Here is a 25,164-nt window from a genome sequence, read left to right as displayed (position 1 = left end):
AACAACACCAATAACCACGGTAAATAGTAGATTTTGTATTAGTTTGAGTAATTCTTGCTTCTAAAAATTTGTAACGATTACTTACTTTAACAATTGGCTTGGAGGAAACCCAAATTGCTGTTTAAATCTTCGGCTAAAATATAGGGGGTCGTTAAACCCAACCAAGTTTGTAACCTCCGATACGTTGTATTTTTTTGTTTTTAATAATTGAGCCGATTTTTTTAAACGAACAGTTCGTATAAATTCATTTGGAGACAAGTCGGTTAAAGCTTTTATTTTTCGATATAATTTTGACGAACTTACTCCAAGTTTATCGCATAAATAACTTGTGGTTAAATCGGGGTTTTCTATATTATCATCTATAATAATTGACAATTTTTCCATGAAGGCTTCATCGATAGGAGAATTAACCAGTAAACTTATTTCACTATCGGTATCTCCAGAGAATTTTGCTTTTAGATCGAATCTTGTTTTTACAATATTTGAAATTCGAGATTTTAACAGGGCCGGATCGAATGGTTTCACCAAATAACCATCGGCACCTAAATCGAAACCACGCACTTTATCTTCGTTTTCGGAAAGCGCTGTTAATAATATTACTGGAATATGACTTATAGATTCGTCGTTTTTTAGCTCTTTACAAAACTCTAAACCATCTTTAACTGGCATCATAACATCTGCAACACATAAAATAGGTTTAATTTTCCGGCATAACTGCAAACCTTCTTCTCCGTTCTCAGCTTCAAAAACTTGATAGTAATTCGATAAGTAATCTATTAAATAATTCCGTAGTTCTAAATTATCTTCAATTACTAAAATCTTTTGTTTTATCTCGGTATTAGCTGACAGATTTTTTGGTGTTTTATCATTAAAAGGAACAAAATTTTCTTCATTTTTTTCTATTTCAAACACTTCATCTTCATTATAAAAATCGCGCGTTATTGGTAATAAAACCGTAAAAACACTACCTTTTTTAGGTTTACTTTTAACAGAAATTTCTCCTTTATGTAAATCGACCAGCGCCTTTACAAGAGACAAACCAATACCAGAACCCGTATTATTTTCTTTGCTATTTGTTGCTTGATAAAATCGATTAAATATTTTTTCTTGGCTTTTTTTAGGAATCCCGATACCATCGTCGGAAACCTCAATAATTAAATGCGTTTTATCGTTATTTTTAAAACCTACAAATAAATCGACATGGCCATATTTTTGAGTAAACTTTATAGCATTTGATAATAAGTTATATAGAATTTTATCGCATTTATCCTTATCTAACCAACCAGAAATAGAATCGGCCTCGGTGTTAAAATTAAAATGAATGTTTTTGTTATATGCAAATTCTTTAAAGGAATCGAAGGTGTTTTGTGTAAACTGAATAACATTGGTTTTTGTTACTTTTAATTTTAGTTCTCCAGTTTGTGCTTTTCTAAAATCGAGCACTTGATTAACCAAGTTTAATAATCGACTTGCGTTTTGATGAATAAGTTGAAAACGACTTTTTTGGTAGCTCGTACTTTTAATTTCTTCGTCTTCTAAAAGCTGTTTAGCCGGACCTAAAATTAGGGTTAAAGGCGTGCGTAACTCATGCGAAATGTTAGTAAAAAACCTTAGCTTTTCATTGTTTAATTTAACATCGCGTTCCCTATTAACTTTTTCGGTTACTAACTCTTGCTTTAATCGCATTCTATTTTTAACCTCACGCCTAACAAAATAAGTAATTAACGCTATTAATAATAAAAACAACACAAGGGCTTTATACGTTAGCCAAAAGGGTTTATTAATTTTTATTTGATATGATTGTACAGTGCTCCAAACGCCGTCGCTATTACTTGCTTTTAACTGAAATTGATACTCACCAGGAAACAAATTGGTGTATTGAATAGTACGTGAGTTACTACTTGTTGTTATCCAATCCTTATCGAAACCATTTAATTTGTATTGAAATTGATTTAGTAATTGGTTTGTGTATGACGGTGTAGAAAATTGAAAAGAAAAATTTCGAATATTATAATCTAACTCCATAATTTGAGCTTCGTTTAAATCTTTTTCTAATGGAATTTTACCGTTAATTTCTTTACCAGGAATTACAACTTCGTTTTGTACTTTTATTTCGGTTATTATTGGTTTAGGAGCCAGTTTATTAATATTTAATGCTTCTGGAGAAAAATGAATAACGCCATTTTTACCACCCAAATAAATATTTGAAGCGCCTTTACTAAAAAAACCTTTTGGACTGTAATAATCTAATCGATTACCGCTATCTACCCGATAGGCGTTGTAACTATTCGTTTTAAAATTGTAACGCGCTACACTATTATTATTTACATTTAACCATAAATTATTATTAGAATCGACTAATAAATCTGTAATCCAACTCTCGGTTAAAGCAGCAGGTTCTTTTGGTTGAACAAACTTGTTTTTAGTTTTATCAAAATAACAAAGCCCTTGCCTAGTTGCTACCCAAAGCACCTCGTTTTTATCGAAAATAATATCACTTACATTTACATGTGGCAACCCAGATTTTTGATCTGTTGTAGCCAAATAATGCTCTTGAGTTTTTGTTTTTAGGTTATACTTAATTAATCCGGCTTCGGTAGCAAACCAAATTTCATTATTTTTTCCATAAAGAATTTCGTTAACATCGGCCGTTTTTAACAGGTGTTCTCCTTTAATTTCAGGTTTTAAATTCTTGGTATTTATTTTAATAGCCCCTTCGCCAAACGAGCCTAAAACGAGCTGGTTATTTCCTAAAGTTTCGAAAGCCACAATTGGCGTATCCCCAAAACCAACATCAACTACTTTTGCAGTATTATTTACATAATTATAAACCAACAATTTACCATTCCATAACCCGCAAAAAAACAATTTTTCATTTATGGTATAAATACTGGCTATATCGTATTTACCATGATATAAAGGCTTAAACCCAAAATTAGTAGAAACAAATAAACCGTTATGCCTAGTAGCAACAATGAGGTTGTTGTTATATGTTTTTGCAAAACCACGAATCCAAGGCACTTTGTTACCTATGTATTTTGAAATGTCTTTATTTAAATGAAATTGATTTTGAAACGGATCGTATTTATCGAGTCCATTTTCTGTGCCAATCCAGAGTACCCCAGAGGCATCAAAAAATAATGATGTCACCAAATTATCTACCAACGATGTGTAATTTGTTAAATCGGCAAAATAATGTTTAAAATGCCCTTTTTGAATATCTTCTAACTTATCACAAACCAGTAATCCGCCAATAGTGCCAACCCAATATTTACCTTCTGGTGATTGCGATACAGATTTAAAATAAGAGCCCAAAGCTTCGTTTAATTCTTTATTACGAACCTCTAAATGTTCAAATTTATTTTCAGATTTATTCAACTTAAAAAGTCCGCTTCTGGTGCCCACAAATAAATTCGCAGCTTTATCTTGATATATAAAATTTAAATACGGGTTGTTTTCTGAAGTGTTTTTGTTTTGAATGGTATAAGTTGCCGTTTTTTGAATTTCACCGTTGTTATTTAATACTATTTTAGCAACAGAAGCTGTACCATAACTACCTACCCAAATATTACCTTCATCGTCTTCAAAAATTTCTTTTATATAATCAAAATGAGGCAAGTTTATCTTTTCAAATCGGTTTTCTTCAGCATAAAACCAATATAAACCATGATCTTTTGTTCCAACCCAAACTCTATTAAAACTATCGATATAAACCGACCTAATTTCATTATCGGGCAAACTATTTGCGACTTCGGGTTGATTTAAATATGTGGTAAATTTATAGGTATTTAAATTGAGTTGTGTTAAGCCGTTTCTTGTTCCAATCCACAACCAATTATTATTTTTATCATATTTTAAAGCGGTAATATCGTTGTTATTAATACTATTTTTGTCTCCCGAATTACTTAAATAGGTTTTAAACTCGTAGCCATCGAAACGGTTTAACCCAGAAAAGGTACCAATCCATAAAAACCCTTGTTTATCTTGTACAATGTGACGCACCGAGTTTTGCGACAGCCCACCTTTATCGTTATAATGCTCGAACTTAATATCTTGAGCATTAATTAAACAAGTAATTAGTAAAAAAATATAAAATAAAAAACGGTTTAGCATAGTTGGTAATAATTTTCAAATCATTCAAGCTGCATTTTTAAAAATGTTTTTGCGAATCGTTCTCCTAATTTACGCTCACTTATTGAGTTAAAATGTAAATTATCGCCTCGATCTGTAAGGTCTTCTGTTGAAACCGCTTCGGTATATTTATGCTTTTCGGCATAATTATGAATTATCACATTCATAGCTTTCCAAGTTTCACTATCTGTCCTAAAACCACCCAATTCTCCTAACATAATTGGCAACTTTTTATTTCCGGCTATTTTTCGAAAGGATTTAAAAAGCCTATTTAAATTTTTATCATAATTTTTTATGCCATTTTGGTTAGCATCACTTTCACCTTGATGCCACAATATGCCTTTTACGGTACCGTATGTTTTGGCTAAGTTCATTTTCGCTTTAAAATTACTGAAGAGTTTTACCGCTCTATGTTCCTCATCATGTATCCATTGTGATATGCTACTTCCGCCTACTGCTGTTGGTATTAATAATATTGAAACATGGTTAGGAATTTCTTTTAATAGCGTTCTTGCAAACGAAACACCACAATCTAACCCAGCCATTTTTGGCTCATAAAAATGTAATGGTTCTTTTGCTAAAACAATGGTATTTGATTTATTAATGGTTAAAATTCTAGAATTAGGAATGGTATCGTTTGGTTCTACAAAACCACGACCCGCCATATTTGATTGTCCGGCTAAAAAAAACACCCAAACATCTTCCTTTTTTCGTAAACCATCTGGTTTCACCTCGGTTTTTGGAAAATTTAATTTCCGCTCGTATTTAACAATTTGCATGGAATTAACCAGCTTATCGAGCCAAGATTCGGCCAATTTAGGCCAAGTTTTTGCTGCGTTGTTTCCTTTCCGCAATCCATAACCATGGCCACCCTTTGCTAGCATGTGTAGCTCGACAGGCACTTTTTTATCTCGAAGTGCTTTGGTTATTTCTAATGCGCTATTTCCATAAGGGTCGTCTGCTGTTCCAAACACAAAACAAGGTGGTGTAAATGCGTTAAATTGAAATTCTGGACTAATAGATCTGTCCTCACCACCATCTAAATACGCCGGATAAATAAGCATGGTAAAGTTTGGACGAGGCGAAAAGTTATCGACCTCATCTGTTTTTGTATAAGTTTCAATATTATAGTTAATTGACGCTCGGGCAGCCAAATGTCCTCCGGCCGAAAACCCCAAAACTCCAATTTTATTGGTATTTAATTTGTATGATTCAGCCTTACTTTTTACAACCTTTATTGCCCGTTGCACATCTTGAATAGCACCTGCCCTATTTTTGGGCACTCGATATTGCAAAACAAAGGCCGTATACCCCAATTGATTTAACCATTCTGCAATTTCGTAGCCTTCTTTATCTATGGCCAAAATGCCATAACCACCTCCAGGACAAACAATAACTGCAGCACCAGACTGGTTTGGTTTTTCGGGTTTAAAAACGGTTAAAGTTGGCCGCGTTACTTTAGCCAATCGCGTAACATTACCTGATGTATTTTTACTTACAACGGACTGTTGTTTTGCTTCGGTTTGTCCGGGCACCGACTCTGGCCATAAATCTATAACGGTTTTATTATTTTGTTGCGCAACCAAAATTCCGGTTAAACATAAAGCTAACCAAAAGGTATATTTTTTATAAATAGTCATGAATTATTAAATAGTCGACTTAAAAATAGAACCTTTATTAAACAATTACAATTTAACTACACCCTATTCTTTTAATTGTGCGAGTAAATTATTCTGTAAATTCTACATTAGTAAGTTTTACAACCACTGGATTGGGCCAAATTTTATTATTATATACCCGATGCGCTCTGCTTATAGAAATTTCAAGACCTCCGCTATGTTGTATAAATCGTGATTCCGGATTGTTTTCTGGCCAATATTCTACTACTTTATCATTTTGCCCTAATACGGAGATTGTAGTTTTAGGAGTTGCCTTTAAATATTTAATTAAAAAATTTCTTCTAAATCCTTTAAACCACTCCCCTTTTTGGTCGGTAATAAACACATAAACAGCATTTTCTTTTTCGTTTTGGGTAAACCAAAGATCGCCGTCTTTAATTTTGTGTGGCGCAGGCCTAATATTTTTTACGCCTTCGTTGTTTACAAACATCCATAAGGCTACTTCTCGTAATCGTTCTTCTTGTTCAATAGGAATTTCGCCATTTGGCTTAGGCCCGATATTTAGTAAAAAGTTTCCGCCCTTGGCTCTAATTTCAATTAATTTCTCAATTAATTCGGTGCCCGATTTATAGGTTTCGTTTGTTGGTTTATACTGCCATTGGGTTCCCATAGTCATACAGGTTTCCCATGGCCCTTGCATGGCACCATCTGGTATTTTTTGCTCTGGTGTTTGCATTTCGCCGCGAGTTACTACAATATCAGGATATTTTTCATGTACATATTGCACAATATTTTTATTTGAAAACGAATCGAAAAAAACTAAATCTATTTTACCATATTTTGTAAATAATTCGTCTAGTTGTTTTTTATCGTATTCAAATAAGGCTTCATTTTCTGTGGTTTGGGTCATTTCGCCTTTTCTGGAAATTAAATGCCCTTGTTTATGAATAAAACTAAAATCTTCTGGAGAAAAATAAAACCCTACTTTTAAACCAAATTTGCGTAACGATTTTACCAATAATCCAGTAATATCTTTACCATAAGGCGTATTCATAATATTAAAACTGGTGGTTTTAGTATCCCACATGCAAAATCCATTATGGTGTTTAGTTGTAAACATTACATATTCGGCACCTGTAAGTTTAAAAAGTCGCGCCCATTCGTCTGGATCGAATTTATTTGGATAGAATGTTTTTGGTAATTCGTTCATATACCGATTTACATAATCTTCGGAAGCACCAACCATAGAGTGACTAATTACACTTCCTAACTGCGAATCTAGACTCCAATGAATAAAAATACCAAAGCCCATATCCATAAACTTCTCATTAAGTTCTGGCTTGTTTTTTAGCTGTGCAAATGATGAAAACGCTATAAAAACTATTAGTAAAATTGAAATTTTCCCTGAACGATTCATTCGCTTAAATTTAAAGATTGATTAGTCATTTTTAAATGAAGATTTCCACCGTTTATAATATCGTTATGCTTTATTGAAAAGTCTGTAACTTCCGTATTATTTAACATCACTTTATTTACTATTACATTTGATTCACTATTATTTTCGGTTGAAATTACAAACTTATTTCCTTTATAATAATTTGAATTTAAATGAATAGTAACTTGATTAAAAACAGGGCTTCCTATTTGATATTCTGGATTTTCTTCGGTTCCACCATTTAATTGAAACAGCCCCATTTTAAGTAGCACACTTAAACTTCCCATTAAACCTTGATCTTCGTCTCCAAAATATCCAACTTTCGGGCTTAAACCTCCAAAAGTTTTAGTGGCAACCTTTCGAGTCCAGAACTGTGTTAAATCTGGACGATTTAATTTATTAAAAATAAAAGCCGTTTGAATTGAAGGCTGATTTCCATAGTTTATAGGAACTCGACTATACTCTGGATGCGACTCTTGAGCATGCGAATTTCCTGCTGCAAAATTTTGTTTTTCGGCTGTTTTAAATTGTTCATTTAGTTTTTCTGAAGCGTTAAAAACGCCTCCCATTAATTCTGCCAAACCATTAATATCGTGCGGTACAAACCAAGTTGCTTGTGCCGCGTTAGACTCTATAAAACCATGCTCAACTTGAAATGGGTCGAAATTTTGCTTCCAATGGCCGTTTACATTTTTTGGACGCACCCAACCAGTTTCAACATCAAAAACATTCTTATAATTTTTAGACCGATTTATAAAATAATTATAATCACTTTCATGATTCAACTTTTTAGCTAATTGAGCCAAAGTATAGTCTTGGTATGCATACTCTAAAGTCATGCTAGCACCGTCTTCATGTATACCAAATTTACCATCGGGTAATGGGTAAGGCACATAGCCCTGATTTATGTAATATTTTAATCCGCCACCTTCAAAAGTATTGTGTTCATAACCCGATTTTGCCATAATACCATTTAACATATGGTTCTTTTTTAAAGCCTGATAAATAAACTCTAAATCGTTTTTAATAATGCCTTTTTGTATGGCCGAAACTATAAACGGCGTAGACGAAGCTCCCGTCATTACATTCGTGTAATTACCACCAGAAGGACCTCGAGGCACCAAACCACCATCGTTATAATATTGCATTAGGGAATGCACAAATTCTTCCATAATTTCTGGATAAACTAAACCCCAAAGCGTATTTAATGTCCATTGTGCGCCCCAAAAAGAATCGGAATTATAGTGATTAAATTTAGGTTTTCCATGCTCGTTTAATGGTAATTGCCCTATTTTAAAATTTTCTCCAGTTAAATCTGGATAAGCACCGTTTACATCGCTAATAATGCGACGCCCTTGCAATGCATGCCACAAATCGGTATAAAATCGAGATTGACTTTCTTCTGTTCCGCCTTGAATTTCAATTCTGCCTAGTAAATCGTTCCATTGTTTTTTAGAAGCCTCGACAACCTTATTAAAATCCCAACTTGGGAGTTCTTCGTTTATATTTAATTCGGCATTTTTTACGGAGGTGTAAGATATACCAAGCTTCATTAGCACTGGTTTACTAGCATCTTTAAGCGTAACTAAATAATTTCCTGTTTTTTTATCTTTTTCAACAGACGCCACATCGGCATTCAATTTCACCTTAAAATATACAGTTATGGGTTTAGGTCTTCTTCCTGTTTTTGCCATGGTAACACTTCCAGAAAGCTCACGAGCCGAATCTTGTTTTAAATCACCATTTTCATTTTTACAAGGTCCAAGTTTCGTGTTTAAATTGAATAATATAGCGGATTGTTGGGTGTTTGGAAAACTATATTCATGTAAACCCACACGAGTTGTGCTGGTTAATTTTGCCGTAATATCATAACGTTGTAATTGAACTTGATGAAACCCAGGTTTTACGGTTTCAGTTTCGTGACTAAATTTTGAATAAAAATCCTGATATATTTTACTTTTTTCAGTTTTAGAAACCGTAACAGGCATAACCGACACACCCGCCATTTGCCAAGCATGAATATGGCTAAAGCCTTTTATAGTATCGGTTTTATATCGATAACCACTACCCCAAGCACCACCAATTTGCGTGTCGGGACTTAAATTTACCATGCCAAATGGTCTGGATGCCGAAGAAAAGAAAAACCATCGAGAATTTTCGGTATCTAGCCAAGGATAAACTTTTGCCGTATAATCTACGGTTTTAGTTGTTTTTTGAACCTGTTCTGTCTTAACATTTTGGCAAGACAAAAACAAAGCAAAAATCAAACAAGTTACGAGAATAACTTTTTTAAATATAAACAGGTTCTTCATAAATGTATTGCTGTTTTGTTATTGAGACTTTATTTTATTTAATCTCTAGCTTTTAAAAAACAGGCAGACAAATAAGTCTGCCTGTAAAAACTAAAAAAACTAAACTCAAATATTGAATTGTATTCTATTAATAATTAGGATTTTGCTCCATGGTATTGGGTGATATTGCTATTTCTCTGGTAGGAATAGGACGTAATAAATGTTTAGAAGCATCAAACGCACCATGATCGATTACATGTGGGTTGTATAATTCTATGCGTTCTTCTAATTTCCCCATACGTTTTAACACCGCCCACCTGTTAGTTTCTCCTGCTAATTCTAAAGCGCGTTCTTCTAAAATTACATCTAAATCTATTGTTGAATAAAAATCGACATCTCCTGTAGCTCGCTCACGAACTCTATTTATATGAAACAACGCTTGAGTTGTGTTTCCTGCTCCTAAAAAAGCCTCTGCAGCTAATAAATGGGTTTCTGCTATTCTAAAAATAAAAGTATCTCTAGCCCCTCCATTTTGATCGTTATAAATTTCATCATCAAACTTTTTCATGATTGGAAAGTTTATAAAAAACGGATTTGAAGAATAGGTGTAATTAACACCTGGAATATCATCTGGCTTTCCCCATAAGTATTCATCGGGTTGGTATACCCAATATCTATCTAGTTTATCGGTAAGTTCTGCGACATCTAAAGGTTCTTTTGGAAAATAAACAACAGTATCTCCAGGAATAACTATATCGTCTTCCCAAGCTGAATCTTCGTCGGCATAAATTACGCGATGAATCGTTGCATCTTCACGTGTATCGTTATCTGCAAATAAAGAATAGAAATATGGTGTCATCATTAGGCCATCACCTTGCACGCCGTATTGATTTGATCTACTAACACCGGGTAAATCAAATAAATTATACATAAATAAGGAATGTTTGTTATTATTTCTATCTTCATCAAAACCATTATTTTCCCAATGGGCTGCGAATAAAATTTCATCGTTTATTTGATTACTATAATCAAACACCTCAGCAAATGACTGACTTCTAATATCATAACCATCAATAGCTTCTACAGCCAAATCTGCTGCTGTTTGAAAATCGTTAGTTCCCGCAAAAGTTTTATACGCCCTTGTTAAATAAACCTCAGATAGTAAGTGTTTTGCTGCTCGAACCGATAAGCGCCCAATTTGCGGATCTGCTTCCAAATCTGGAATGGCTGCTTCTAACTCGCTAATAATTAAGTTAAATGTTTCTTCTTCCGAAGAACGCGTGTAATCATTTCGAATACTTAATGGTTCTTCAAGATCTAATACTACACCTCCATATTGCACTGCTAAATTAAAAAACGCCAATGCTCTTAAAGCTCGTGCTTGTGCTATACCATAAGCTTTAGCTTCTAGATTAGTATCGCTCCAATTCACTTGGTTTTCGTAACGGTTAAGAGCTGTATTTGCTTTTGCAATTACGTTATAATTTACACTCCAAACCCCATTGGTTTCTGGCGCTACAAAATTATTATAATCGTTCCCACTGCTAAAGGCAAACAATTCACTTTTTGTGGTAAAAATATCGGTTCCTGCAAATTTATAGTCATGATTTCTGTAGACTGCTCGTGTGGCTGTATAAACCCCAATTACAAGTTGATCGGCATTATCTTCGTCAATAAAAGTTTCACTCGTAATATCTGAATATGCATCTTCTTGAATAAAATCATCGCAAGCAATAAAGCAAAGCGCTACAGCAAGAATGGTAACTATTGATTTTATATTTTTATTTGTTTTCATGTGTTTAAGAATTAAAAATTAGTAGGCTAACTTAAGTCCGAATAAAACTGTTTTCATCATATAACCTGCGTTATAGGTATTTCCTAATGCAGTTTCTGGATCTGGTCCTGCATAATCTGTAAATGTAAATGGGTTTTGAAGATCTAGGGTTAACCTTAAACTTGACATTTTTAGTTTATCTAGCATAGGTTGATTAAAATTATATCCTAACCCGATATTACCAATTTTAATAAAATCTACATCTACATAATAATCGTTTCCAGTTGATGCATACCGTGCTGCTGGATATTTAGCGCCTTGATTATTAGGTGACCAATAATCTAAATCTACTTTATTAAACTTGGCGCCATCGTTTTGCCAAGGCGCAAAGTTGTTATAAAACTCGGAATGCCCATAAGCTCCATATCTTGCGTGCATTTGTATGGTTAAATCTAGATTTTTGTAAGAGAAGGTATTTGTCATACCCCCAATCCAATCTGGGGATATAGAACCTATTACAACATTATCGTCCTGATTTAGAACACCATCGTTATTTTGATCTACATATTTCCATTGCCCTGGGAAGGCTCCATAGGTGTGGGCTTCTGCAGCCTCATCGAGTTGCCATATCCCATCAAATTGGTAACTATAAATAGCATCTACTGGTTGTCCTATTTCTCGAACACCATGATTTCCGTAAGGATAACTATCTAAATCGCCATCCAATTCAATAATTTCATTTTTATTTCGTGCGTAGTTTAAGCTGGTGGTCCATTTAAAATTTTCGGTTTGTATGTTAGTTGTATTTAATGTAATTTCAACACCTTTATTTCTTACCGAACCATAGTTACCAATTGCAGTTCCATAACCTGTAATAGCCGATAAAGTTTTACCTAAAATAGCATCAACCGTTTTCTTATTATAAACTTCTAAGCCTAAACGCACTCTATTTTGAACTACGGCTAAATCTACACCTAAGTTAACCTCTTTAGAGCGCTCCCATGTTAATTCTTGGTTAGCTAAACCGGCTACTTGTACGCCATTTAAGTGGTCCTCTCCAAAAACATAATCGGTACCGTTTAAAAATGCAAAAGATTGATATGGCCCAATAACATTATCGTTACCAGACTCACCATAACTAACACGTAGTTTTAAGTTACTTAACCAATCTACATTTTTTAAAAATGTTTCATCACTGGCTTTCCAAGCAAAGGCTGCCGAAGGGAAAAATGCCCATTCGTGACCAACAGCTAATTTAGAAGAACCATCATACCTACCTGTAAAGGTAAATAAGTATTTATCATCTATACTATAGTTTAATCTACCGGCGAAAGATGCTAGGGTTTCTTTTTCGTAATCGGTTGCATAAGTTCTAACATCTAAACCTGCTGCGGTATTGTAATATTGATAGATATCGGTGTCGAAATTTCTAGTTTCAATATTACTGTATTCATCTTGTCTGTAATAAACCGACGATATCAATGTGGTTTTTAAATTGTGTCCTTCAGCCACATCAAAATTCATATCTACAATATTATCCCAAGTATAAGAGGTATCGAAAAACGCGTCGTAATAAGCGCGAGTTCGCGTTTCGTCATTCCTTGCAGATTTGGTTAGTAAACCAAATTGTTGCCCATGACGAGTAGTTCGTATGTTTGGTGCAAACTGCGTTTTAAAACTTAACCACTTTGTAGGGGTATAATTTAAAAATACGTTTGCAATAACATCTAAGGCTCTGGTATTATTTAACCAAGCATCTTCGTATGCTTCGTAGTATGGATTTGTAAACCTACCATCTTGATCGTCTGGAAATAAAATTAGGTTGCCATCTGGATCTCTTGGATTTACAGTTGGCGCTAAACGAAGTGTACTTCTAAATAGCTCGTTACTTCCTGTTTCTCTTTCAGATAATGATAAATACGCTTTTAAACCTGCCGTAAACTTATCGGACACTTTTTTTGTAATAGCAGTGCTTAGGTTGTAACGTTCAAATTTTTCAATTCCCATAACCCCTTCATTACTTAAATACCCAATAGAACCGTTATAAGTTAAACCATTACTACCACCAGACATCGCAATAGTGTGACTGGTTTGAATACCGGTTTTTAAATAATCGTTTTGCCAATCGGTATAACGACGGTTAGCAACATTATCGGCTTCTTCATTCGAAGATCTAAATTCTCCAGAAAAATCAATTGCAACATTATTATAATCATCTACTGTTGGATAATACGGTGTATTGTAATCAAAAAGTCCCTGCCATTCGCTGCTTCGTAAAACATCTTCAACAAAAGCAACATACTCGTCACCAGTAAACATATCTGGCTTATTCGCTACGGAGTTAATACCTACAGTAGCTTCGTATGTAAAACGAGTAACCCCTTCTACACCGTTTTTTGTTGTAATTATTACAACACCATTAGCGCCACGAGACCCATAAATTGCAGTTGCAGAAGCATCCTTTAAAATATCGACCTGCTGAATATCGGATGGATTTAAAATGTTAATATCATCGAAAAACACACCATCTACAACAAATAGCGGTTTAGACAAATCGCCATCAAAATTTAATCCATCTCTAGTTTCGTCATTATTTTGAATTACCGTATTACCTCTAATATCAAAAGAAAGAGGTGCACCTGGTTTATTATTCGTGGTTCTCACATCTACCCCAGCAATACGACCTTGCAAGGCTTGCCCTAAATCGGTTTTCTTTTGTTGTGTAATTTCTTTCGTTCCTATTGAAGCAACAGCGCCAGTTAAATCGGTTCGTTTAACAGAACCATAACCAATTACTACTACTTCATCGAGTTCTGATGCATCTTCCTGCATTTTTACATTTAAAAACGTTTGTCCTGAAAAGGTAACTTCCTTATTTACATATCCTAAATAAGAAAATACCAGGACATCTCCATTATTAACAGCAATCTGGAAATTACCATCAAAATCTGTGGCAGCTCCAGTATTACTACCTTTCACAATTACGTTTACCCCAGGCAAGGATAAACCTTGGTCATCGGTTACGGTTCCAGACACTTTTACCTGTGCCCATGATATGCTGGTTAAGCATAAAACCATGACCGCCATCATTAGTTTAATTGTTTTCATAAATAATTATTTGTTTAGTTGTTGGTGCCAAGTTAAGTTTATTAATTAAGCATAAAATGGATTTTCAGTTCATATTCATGGACGCATCAATCAATTAAAGTGTAATATAAAATCTACCTGAAAGGGTTCTACAATAAAAAATCCGCATAAATTAATGCAATAAAATCTTTTCCGATAGAATGAATAATCCATATATTTGAGTGATTCCTCCATCAATCTACTGTTTCTTAATTCTATCTTGTGAATTAATTTTTTTAAAACAACTAAACATGAAAAAACCTGTATTTTATAGCAAAATACTTCTCGTTGCTATTTTAATTATATTTTACAACTGTAAACAAGCGCCAACCGATACAACACCTTGGATTTCACTTTTTAACGGCGAAAATCTAGACGGTTGGTCTCAAAAAGGCGGTAAAGCCAATTATAGTGTTAAAAACGGAACTATTGTTGGCAGCACGGTACATAATACGCCAAATTCGTTTTTAACTACTAACAAAATGTACGGCGATTTTATTTTAGAATTAGATTATAAAGTTGATTCTACTATGAATAGCGGTATACAAATACGAAGCAATAGTTTCCCTCATTACAAAGATGGACGTGTTCATGGATATCAAGTTGAAATTGACCCATCTGATAGAGCTTGGAGTGCGGGAATTTACGATGAAGCACGACGTGGCTGGCTTAACACTTTAGAGCAAAACCCCGAAGCGCAAAAAGCTTTTAAACAAAATGACTGGAACCATTATCGTATTGAAGCAATTGGTGACACCATTAAAACATGGATTAACGGTGTGCCGGCTTCTCATTTAATTGATGATAAAACAGCTAGCGGATTTATTTGCTTACAAGTACATAGTATTAAAAAGGATAAAAAAGAAGGCACAGAAATAATTTGGAAAAACATCAATATTTTAACCGATAGTCTTTCAAAATACAGCAAAAAAAGCCCTATTGAACCAATTATTACAAAAAATAATTTAACCATAGATGAAGCAAAAAAAGGTTGGAAACTACTTTGGGATGGTAAAACCACAAATGGCTGGCGCGGTGCTAAGCTCGATCATTTTCCAGAAAAAGGTTGGGTAATTGAAGATGGTATTTTAAGCGTATTATCTTCGGGTGGAGCCGAATCTAGAGCGGGTGGCGATATTGTAACTACTGAGCAATTTAGCGATTTTGAATTAAAAGTCGATTTTAAACTTACTCCTGGAGCAAATAGTGGTATAAAATATTACGTAGATACCGAGATTAATAAAGGCCCTGGATCTTCAATCGGGTTAGAATTTCAAATATTAGACGACGATTTACACCCAGACGCAAAAAAAGGTAACCACGAAGGAAGCCGCACCGTTAGCTCTTTATACGATTTAATAAAAGCCGACCCAAACAAACCTGTAAAACCAATTGGTGAATGGAATACAGCTCATATCATATCTAAAAACAATCATATTGAACATTGGTTAAATGGCATGAAAGTTTTAGAATACGAACGAAAAAGCGAAAACTACAAAAAATTAGTTTCGGAAAGTAAATATGTAAAATGGCCAAATTTTGGCGAATTAGATAAAGGCCAAATTTTGCTACAAGATCACGGCGATCTTGTATCATTTAAAAATATTAAAATTCGTCCTATTAACAACTAAACCAAATACCACAATGAGTTCAAACAGAAGAGATTTTATAAAAAAAGCAGCATTAGGTGCCGCTGGCACAACGTTAATTTCAAGTAGCCTGAGTGCAATGTCGGCAAAAAGTTATAACAAAATTATTGGCTCCAACGACAGAATAAATGTTGCAATTCAAGGTTTAGGGAGACGTTATGGCTCTTACATGCACCCTATTTACGACAAAAGTAATAACATTGAACTAAGTTATTTATGCGATGTTATGAAAAGTCAACGAGATAAAGCAGCTCAAGAAGTAGCCAAAAATAGCAACCAAAAACCGAAACTGGAAAATGATATTAGAAACATTTTAAACGATAAACATGTTGACGCTATTTTTATGGCCACACCAGACCATTGGCACGCGCCAGGAGCCTGTATGGCGGTAGCTGCCGGCAAGCATGTATATTTAGAGAAACCGTGTAGCCATAACCTAGCAGAAGGCGATTTACTTATTGCCTATCAAAAAAAATATGGCAAACATATACAAATGGGAAACCAACAGCGTTCCTCTCAGCAATCACAGGAAATTATCAAAGAAATACATAACGGTGTTATTGGCGATGTTTACAACGCCATTGCCTTTTACACTAGTAAACGAGGTCCCGTTCCTAAACAAGTACAAACAGCACCTCCAGAAGGGTTAGATTGGGAACTTTTTCAAGGGCCAGCTCCACGTCGAGCTTATACCGATGATACATGGAATTATAATTGGCATTGGTATGGATGGGACTACGGAACTGCCGAAATGGGTAATAATGCTACGCACGAACTAGACATTGCTCGCTGGGCTTTAGGTGTTAAAATACCTGAACATGTTGAAGTTAAATCTGGTAAGTTTCACTATAAAGATGATGGTTGGGAAATGTACGACACTATGGAAGCGACATTTACATTCTCCGGTAATAGAACTATTCAATGGGATGGACGAAGTAGAAATGGATACGATAAATATGGTGCTGGAAGAGGCACAATAATATTTGGGTCAAATGGCTCTGTATTTATCGACAGAGATGGCTATAAACTTTACGATATTAAAGGCAAACTAATAAAAGAAAACATTGTTCCGGGATTAGAAAACGGCAACACACTTGGCGGTGGTGGCGGTTTAACCGTAGCCCATACCTTAAACTTTTTTGATGCCATTAGAGGTAAAGCAGAATTAACTTCACCTATAGAACAAGGTGCCATTAGCCAAATGCTAACCCATTATGCAAACATTGCCTCAAGAATTAATGAATCTTTCGAAGTCGATGAAGTTACTGGAAGAATATTTAACCGAGAAGCTATGAAATTATGGTCTAGAACTTACGAACCAGGATGGGAAATTAAACCCGTTTAATTGTTTTTAATAGCAAGCCTTAAGTTAAAAACTTAAGGCTTTTTTTTATTACCGTGACATCCGTCGTTCTAAACACGTTGTCTGTATAAGAAAATTGACCTAAAGCCATCATTTTATTACTTTCAAAAAAAACTATTCTAATGAAAAATACCATTCTCTCAATAACCTGTTTCTTGATTATTTTAAACGCTTTTAGCCAAACTAATGATAAAATACATTTAGAACACTCTTTTTTTAAACCTAAAAACGTAGTTAAAATAAATGATGGTCATTATTTTATTGACTTCGGTAAAGCTTATTTCGGCACCGTTGAACTAACTGCAACTCAAAATCAAAACGATTCGTTAATAGTTCATTTAGGAGAAAAACTAATTGAAAATCATAAAATTGATAGAAAACCTGGAGCAACTATTAGGTACAGAAAATCTATTTTACCAAATTTATTAGCCCACACGCCAACAAGCGTAAGCATGCAAGCCTTTAAAAGAAACACCACAGGAGATGCCATAATGCTACCAGATTCGATTGGAGTAATAATACCTTTTCGTTACGCCGAAGTTGAAAACCTAAAAATCCCGATAGATAAACTTACATTTAAACAAAAGGCGCTGCACGCAAAATTTAACGATAATGCCAGCTATTTCTCGTCTTCCAACCCAATTATGGATTCTATTTGGGCACTGTGTAAACACACTATAAAAGCAACTACATTTACTGGATATTATGTAGATGGTGATCGTGAGCGTATTCCTTATGAAGCCGATGCTTATATAAATCAACTTAGTCATTACAGTGTAGATAGCGTTTATACTATGGCGCGTCGCACCAACGCCTATTTTATTAATCACCCAACATGGCCAACCGAATGGTTATTACACACTGTACTCATGTTCTATACAGATTACATGTATACTGGCGACTTAAAACCTTTAGAAAACCATTACAACAATTTAAAGCTTAAAACACTAATGGATTTAGAACGACCTGATGGTTTAATAAGCTCTAAATCGCCAAACTTAACTAAAGATTTAATTAAAAAATTAGGATTTAAAAATCCGAATACTAAAATTAAAGATATTATTGATTGGCCACCTGCACAAAAAGATACCGGATGGAAACTCGCTACTGCCGAAGGTGAAAGAGATGGTTACGAAATTGTTGATGTTAACACCGCAGTAAACGCCTTTTACTATAAAAACTTAGTGTTAATGAGTAAAATTGCTGAAGCCTTGAATAAAACAGATGATGCCACATTATTCAGTAAAAAAGCTAAACAAGTAAAACAAACTATAAATAACACCTTTTTAGATTCTGAAAGAGGCATCTATATTGATGGTGAGGGCTCAAAACATGCCTCTTTACACGGCAATATGCTTCCTTTAGCTTTCGATTTAGTTCCTGAAGAACATATTGCTTCGGTGACTAAGTTTATTAAATCGAGAGGAATGGCCTGCAGTGTTTATGGGGCTCAATATTTACTTGAAGGCTTGTATAAGTATGATGAAGAACGTTACGCAAATCATTTAATTTCCGACACCATTGGAGATAGAAACTGGTGGAACATGATAAAAGTAGGCTCTACAATGGCTATGGAAGCTTGGGATGTAAAATACAAACCCAATACCGACTGGAATCATGCTTGGGGAACCGCTCCCTTAAATGCTATTACTCGCTATTTATGGGGCATACAACCAAAAACTCCTGGGTTTAAAATTGCTAAGATAAAACCTAAAATGGGAGATTTAACATTTTCAAAAATAAAAACACCAACGCAACATGGTATTATTTTAGGAAATTATGAAAAAACCTCGGCACAAACCGCTACATTTACAATTACAATTCCAGACGGAATGACTGCCGAATTTTCAATACCAAAACCATTTAAAAAAGCTTACTTAAACAATAAAAAAGTAAAACGGAAAGTAAATTCAGTGGCATTAAAATCTGGTGAAAGTATTATTAAAATAATAAACTAAACACAATCAACTTTTTATAAAAAAATGAATAATCAGGTTCTTAACACATTAACCTTACTTTTACTATTAACAAAATCAGTTTTAAGTTTTTCACAGGAATTAAAACCCGCTAACCTTTTTGGTGATAACATGGTTTTACAACAGGGCATCGCTGTTCCTGTTTGGGGTTTATCTTCTCCTAACGATAGTATTACAGTAACTTTTTCTAACCAAAACAAATCCACACTAGCAGATAGCAACGGTAAATGGATGCTTAAATTAGAGCCACTACAAGCTAATAAAACTGCTAGTGAAATGATTATTAAATCAAAATCATCTGAAATAAAAATAAAAAATATTCTAGTTGGTGAAGTTTGGATTTGTTCTGGACAATCTAATATGCAAATGAATGTAAATAACGTTCCTGATGTTAAAGCTATTACTCCTTTATCTGAAAACATTCGCAGTTTTGATGTTAAACGCACCGTTTCTTTTGAAGAAGAAGACGAGGTAACTGGAACATGGCAGATTGGTAATTCTTCTAGTGCAGTAGCTTCTGCTTTTTCGCATTATTTAGAGCAATTAGGAGATATTCCTGTCGGAATTCTTCATACGTCTTGGGGAAGCTCATCTATTGAAGCATGGATGCCTCGCGATATGGAAAACGACTTTATGTACTTTAAAAACATTATGTTCGATTTTGATAAAGATACCATTACCAAAAACACGATAAAAAAATCTTTAAATGCTCCCGATGGTTGGACACAAAAAGAAGATGTTTTTATGCGCCGACAACCCAATATTATTTATAATGCGATGATGCATCCCTTAACAAAATTTGCCTGTAGAGGTTTAGTTTGGTATCAAGGCGAACGAAATACAAGATACATTTCGGGCGTCCCAACGGTTAATGAAAACAATTGGTTTCACAGAGTTATTGGCATGCAGGAATATGCAGACGTACTACAACAATGGATTTTAAATTATCGTACAAAGTGGCAAAACCCTAGCATGCATTTTGCTATTGTAATGCTACCTGGTTATGGCAAGGGCACAGCTAAAAAGCCAAATATAGACCCAGAAAATCCAACGGAAGAATCTTTTGCTTGGATGCGTGCATCTCAATTACAAGCGCTTAATTTACCGCATACTTCGGTTGCAAATACTATTGACTTAGGCGACGTTAAGAATATTCATCCAAAAGACAAATTGCCTATTGGTGAACGTTTGGCTTTATTGGCCGCAAAAAACACGCTTAATAAACCTATTGTTGCAGAAGGCCCCATGTTAAAATCTGTAGAAGTTATTGATAACCGTTTAATCGTTCATTTTAAGAATAGTAATGGACTAAAAACAATCGATGATGAAAACCCAAAAGGCTTTTGGATTGCCGACAAAACAAAACATTGGAAATTAGCTGAAGCTAAAATTGAAGGAGAAACCGTTGTTTTAAGCCATGCCGAAATTGAGCAACCACTTTATATTAGATATGCTTTTGCAGGAAAACCAAGTGTTAATCTGGTAAATGAAGCTAACTTACCAGCCTACCCTTTCAAAACGAAGTAATTAAAAAAAGACAAAGAAAAAAGAGGTGTAATTCAAATAAAATTTGAATTACACCTCTTTTCGTATCACTTGGTTAATAGCTAAGCTTACTCGGATACAAAATTATCTGGAATGGTTAATGGTAAAAACCAATTTTCTGGATTCATTAAGATTTACTAACAGCATTTTCATCTATAAACTGGCTAGGTGTTAAATCGAAGAGTTCTTTAAAGGTTTTACTAAAATATGCGGTAGAATTAAAACCTGACATATGCGTAACTTCCTTAATAGAATATTGATCTTTTAACAATAATTCTGAAGCATAACGCAGGCGAATAGTTCGAATAAAGTTACTCGGGTTACTACCTGTAAGAGAATTAATTTTTCTGTAAAATTGAGAACGACCAATACCTATTTCTTTTAATAGTTGCTCTTGCTTAAAGTCTAAATCGCTAACATTATCTAAAATAACTTTAGTGACTTTATCGAGGAATACTTCGTCTAAATTATTTGTAGTTACCTCGCTAGAAGGAAACACGCCGCCTATTTCGGAGTAACGTTTTCGTAATCGGTTTTTAGATTCGAGTAAGTTTTTTATGCGAGCCATAAGCACACTTGTTACAAATGGCTTGGATAAATAACCATCGGCACCATGTTGATAGCCATGAATTCTATCTTCTTCTAGGGTCTTTGCTGTTAAAAGTAACACTGGGATATGTGAGGTTTCAAATTCGGATTTTATTGCCTCGCACAACTCAAAACCATTCATTTTTGGCATCATTACATCACTAATTACTAGGTCTGGAAGCGCTTTTTTTACCTTTTTTAATCCTTCTTCCCCATTGGCTGCTTGCTTTACTTGATAAAACTGACTTAAATCGTTACTTAAATGGGTACGCAACTCTTTATTATCTTCAACAATGAGTACAACAGGCTTTTTAGTATTTGTAGAGGTGTTTTTAACGTTTTCATTGTCTCTTACAGCAATATTAACATCGTCCGTAATTAACATATCGTACTCTACCGTTTTAATTGAATTGATTAAGAATTCGTCTTTAACATTCTCAACTGTTTCTGCTTTCGCTCCTAAATTTAATGGTAGCCTTACAATAAACTTTGCACCGCTTTTAAATTTACTTTCTACTTGTATTTCGCCACCTTGTGCCTCAACTAATGCTTTTGTAAAATTTAACCCTATACCTGTTCCTGTTTTTGTTGGGTCGGCATTATGAAAACGTGAAAATATATTTTTTAACTGCTCTTTATCTAGTCCAACACCTGTATCTTTTACAATAATCTCAACATAATCACTTAATTTTTTATTTGAGAAAAACAGCGACTTCGGCTTATTTGCATTACTTTTTACCTGATTAATTGATACTGTTATACGTCCGCCACTAGTTGTAAATTTTAAAGCATTTGATATTAAATTTGTTACAATTTTTTCAACTTTATCAAAATCGAAAATAGCTATTATTTTATCGGAAGAGCTTTTAAATTTATATTCTATTTCTTTTTTAAATGCCAAACCTTTAAATAAAGAAAATATATCTTGAACAAATACTAACATATCGCCTTTTTCGAGTTGCACTGGAGACATACCTGCATCCATTTTTCTGTAATCTAGTAACTGGTTTACTAGATGCAGCAATCTACGAGCACTTCTTTGAATAGATAAGGCCGAGTTTTTAATAACCTCTGGGTCGTTGTTAAAATTCGATAATATTTTATCGACCGGATTTAATATAAGTGTTAACGGTGTTCTAAATTCATGAGACACATTTACAAAAAACTGAAGCTTCATTTGGTCTAACTCTCGAAGCTGACCTTCTTGCACTTTTAAGGTATAATAATGCATTATTAACCAAAATATTAATACTCCTAACACAAAATATATTAAGTAAGCCCACCAAGTGCGCCAAATTGGAGGTAATATGGTTATATTTACCGATGCCGTTTGTGCATTTTCCCAGTTGTTATTTATTGATGCTTTAACTTCAAAATTGTAGTCTCCATTTTCTAGATTCGATAAGTTTACTAAGCGGTTCGATCCTATGTTAATAAATTCATCATCTAAACCTTTCATACGGTAGGCGTACCGAACTCTTTCTGGGTTTTCAAGGTGCAATGCTAAAAATTCGAACGAAATATAATTTTCGTTATATTTTAATTCCACGTTGTTAACCTCCGAAATTCCCTTATTTAGCAAAATTCGACCATTAATAGAATCGCCTGCTATAACGGTTTTATTATTTAATTTAAAGTTTGTTAATTGCGGTTTTAGGCTTACCGAAGCTGGATATAATATGTCGTTTGGCTGAAAAATATTAAACCCATTAATACCACCCACAATGATACGTCCATCTTGAGTTTTTGCAATCGCTTTGCTTTGAAACTCGGACCCTTGAACACCGTCGTGGGTATTAAAATTTTTAAACTCATTAGTATTAGGATGTAATAAAGACAGGCCTCCTTTTGTAGATATCCATATATTTTTATTATTGTCTTCCTGAATACCTACTACCAAATTGTTTGGTAATCCATTTATTGAAGAATATGATTTAATTACGTTTAAATTTGCATCTAATTTATGCACACCACTATCTGCGCCAACCCAAATATTACCGGCATGATCTTCGGTAATATAATTTATACCAACACCTTCAATCCCTTTTTTATCTACTTGATTAAAAACAATATCGTTAGGAATAGAATCCAAACCTTCCAGGTTCACCACATTTAAGCCTAAAAACGTACCAACAAATAATCTATTCTTAGAATCTATAAATGTACATAGTATTTTATTGCTCTGTAAGTTTGTTTTGTTACCATACTCGTTTTTGTAATTTTTAAACAGCCCCGTTTCTGGATTGTACAAACTTATACCTTCATCTCTTAACCCTAACCAAATTCTATTTTTGTAATCTTCTACCCCTGTCCAAACAGAACTTTGGCCGATAGAATTAGGATTATTATCATCGTGTAAAAAAACTTCAAACTTCCCGGTTTCTGGATTGAATTTATTTAACCCTTTATCTAAAGTACACACCCAAATAAAACCATCGCTGCTTTCGAAAGTGTACATTATTTTGTTGGAACTTAATTTAGTGTTTTGACTGGAGTAATGACTAAAAGTTTGCGATTTTTCGTTAAACAAATTTAACCCGCCATTATATGCGCTTAACCAGATTCGGCCTTTAGAGTCCTGCAAAACAGATTGTACTGTTTTTTGATTTAATCCTTGGCTGTTATTTGGTGTGTAATAATAATAAGCAAAAGAACTAGATAAGTCGAGCATACTTACACCCACATCGTAACTCCCCATCCAGAATACGCCATTATTATCCTCTATAATTTTAGTTGGTTTATTATTTGGCAATGAAAACGGATCGGCATAATTGTTTAAAATATTTTGCTTAAAATGTACTTCACCATTATTTTTCTCGCATAAAAACAAGCCATAACCATCGGTAGAAACCCAATATATTCCTTCTTTGTCTTGATAAATATCGTGCACTGGAATACTCTTTTGGCTTAAAGCTACTTGCTTAAAGGAATTATCTTCTCTGTTCCATAAAATTAAACGAGAAATATCGTTACCAATCCAAAAGTCACCATCTTCATCAACAAACACCTTTTTTCTAATATGATTGAGTTCATAAGGCATATCGCTTTCAATGTAAACTCTATCAAAATTATCGTTCTTTTTACTATATTTATTTAAGTGATTGCCATTAGTACTCACCCAAATTTCTCCTTCTTTATCTTGTAAAATTACATTAGCGCTATTGTTATCGATAGAATTAACATCCAACTGATTATGAATATAATACGAAAACTTAGAGTTTTCACTATTAATAATATAATCGCTTAACTCCATTTTTATTACGCCAATTTCTGTGGCTACCCAAAGGGTGTTATTAATACCATCGTAAAGTAAATCGTTTATTATCTTTTTTTTGCTACTGGCCAAAGAAAGATTGTCGTATAACCCTATTCTGGTAAATTGATTGGTTTGCTTATTAAACAGGTTTAACCCGTTGTTTGTTCCTACCCATAAATTACCTTGATTATCTTCTTCAATAGTATTTATTCTGTTGTTGCTTATTGAGGTATTATCGTCTACAATATTTCTAAAAACCTCAAATTCGTAGCCGTTATATTTGTTAAGCCCATCAATAGTACCAAACCACATAAAACCATCTAAATCCTGATAAATTTCAACACAAGTACTACTGGATAAACCGTTGTAGGTGTCTAAGTTTTCAAATCTTAGATTATTTAATTGAGCCAT

The 25,164-nt window shown here is 34.0% G+C and carries 11 protein-coding genes; 4 read left to right on the top strand and 7 right to left on the bottom strand.

The window, feature by feature from the left end:
• Positions 1–81: 81 nt before the first annotated feature.
• The 6 genes from LG651_RS06515 to LG651_RS06490 form a co-directional block, all read right to left on the bottom strand.
• Positions 82–4,113 (bottom strand): hybrid sensor histidine kinase/response regulator transcription factor, encoded by a 4,032-nt coding sequence (locus LG651_RS06515; protein ID WP_226695326.1) that lies wholly within the window; start codon positions 4,111–4,113, stop codon positions 82–84.
• A 20-nt stretch (positions 4,114–4,133) separates the two neighbouring features.
• Positions 4,134–5,771 (bottom strand): sialate O-acetylesterase, encoded by a 1,638-nt coding sequence (locus LG651_RS06510; RefSeq protein WP_226695325.1) that lies wholly within the window; start codon positions 5,769–5,771, stop codon positions 4,134–4,136.
• Between the two features lie 88 nt (positions 5,772–5,859).
• The gene (locus LG651_RS06505; protein ID WP_226695324.1) at positions 5,860–7,167 is read right to left on the bottom strand and encodes an alpha-L-fucosidase; all 1,308 of its coding nucleotides are present in this window, start codon (positions 7,165–7,167) and stop codon (positions 5,860–5,862) included.
• A complete protein-coding gene (locus tag LG651_RS06500) occupies positions 7,164–9,497 on the bottom strand; it encodes a GH92 family glycosyl hydrolase (protein WP_226695323.1) in 2,334 nt (777 codons plus the stop codon). Before LG651_RS06500 ends, LG651_RS06505 begins: the two co-directional genes overlap by 4 nt.
• 127 nt (positions 9,498–9,624) lie before the next feature.
• A complete protein-coding gene (locus LG651_RS06495) occupies positions 9,625–11,271 on the bottom strand; it encodes a RagB/SusD family nutrient uptake outer membrane protein (RefSeq protein WP_226695322.1) in 1,647 nt (548 codons plus the stop codon).
• 18 nt (positions 11,272–11,289) lie between these two features.
• Complete coding sequence (locus LG651_RS06490) at positions 11,290–14,358, bottom strand: SusC/RagA family TonB-linked outer membrane protein (RefSeq protein WP_226695321.1); 3,069 nt, start codon at positions 14,356–14,358, stop codon at positions 11,290–11,292.
• 269 nt (positions 14,359–14,627) lie between these two features.
• On the opposite strand from LG651_RS06490, the gene LG651_RS06485 reads away from it, so the two are divergent.
• The 4 genes from LG651_RS06485 (at position 14,628) to LG651_RS06470 (ending at position 20,891) form a co-directional block, all read left to right on the top strand.
• Positions 14,628–16,007, top strand: a complete 1,380-nt coding sequence (locus LG651_RS06485) for a 3-keto-disaccharide hydrolase (RefSeq protein ID WP_226695320.1) — start codon at positions 14,628–14,630, stop codon at positions 16,005–16,007.
• A 13-nt stretch (positions 16,008–16,020) separates the two neighbouring features.
• Positions 16,021–17,370: a Gfo/Idh/MocA family protein gene (locus tag LG651_RS06480; RefSeq protein WP_226695319.1), complete on the top strand. Its 1,350-nt coding sequence runs from the start codon at positions 16,021–16,023 to the stop codon at positions 17,368–17,370.
• Between the two features lie 140 nt (positions 17,371–17,510).
• Positions 17,511–19,346 (top strand): alpha-L-rhamnosidase-related protein, encoded by a 1,836-nt coding sequence (locus LG651_RS06475; protein ID WP_226695318.1) that lies wholly within the window; start codon positions 17,511–17,513, stop codon positions 19,344–19,346.
• A gap of 24 nt (positions 19,347–19,370) precedes the next feature.
• Positions 19,371–20,891: a sialate O-acetylesterase gene (locus LG651_RS06470; RefSeq protein ID WP_226695317.1), complete on the top strand. Its 1,521-nt coding sequence runs from the start codon at positions 19,371–19,373 to the stop codon at positions 20,889–20,891.
• A gap of 145 nt (positions 20,892–21,036) precedes the next feature.
• Here the strand turns inward: LG651_RS06470 and LG651_RS06465 are convergent, their stop codons facing one another.
• Positions 21,037–25,164, bottom strand: a complete 4,128-nt coding sequence (locus tag LG651_RS06465; protein WP_226695316.1) for a hybrid sensor histidine kinase/response regulator transcription factor — start codon at positions 25,162–25,164, stop codon at positions 21,037–21,039.

The organism is Neotamlana sargassicola (assembly GCF_020523965.1).
In the GTDB taxonomy this organism is placed as follows: domain Bacteria; phylum Bacteroidota; class Bacteroidia; order Flavobacteriales; family Flavobacteriaceae; genus Neotamlana; species Neotamlana sargassicola.
The sequence above is the reverse complement of the archived record's forward strand: the minus strand, read 5'-3'. Positions and strand labels throughout refer to the sequence as shown.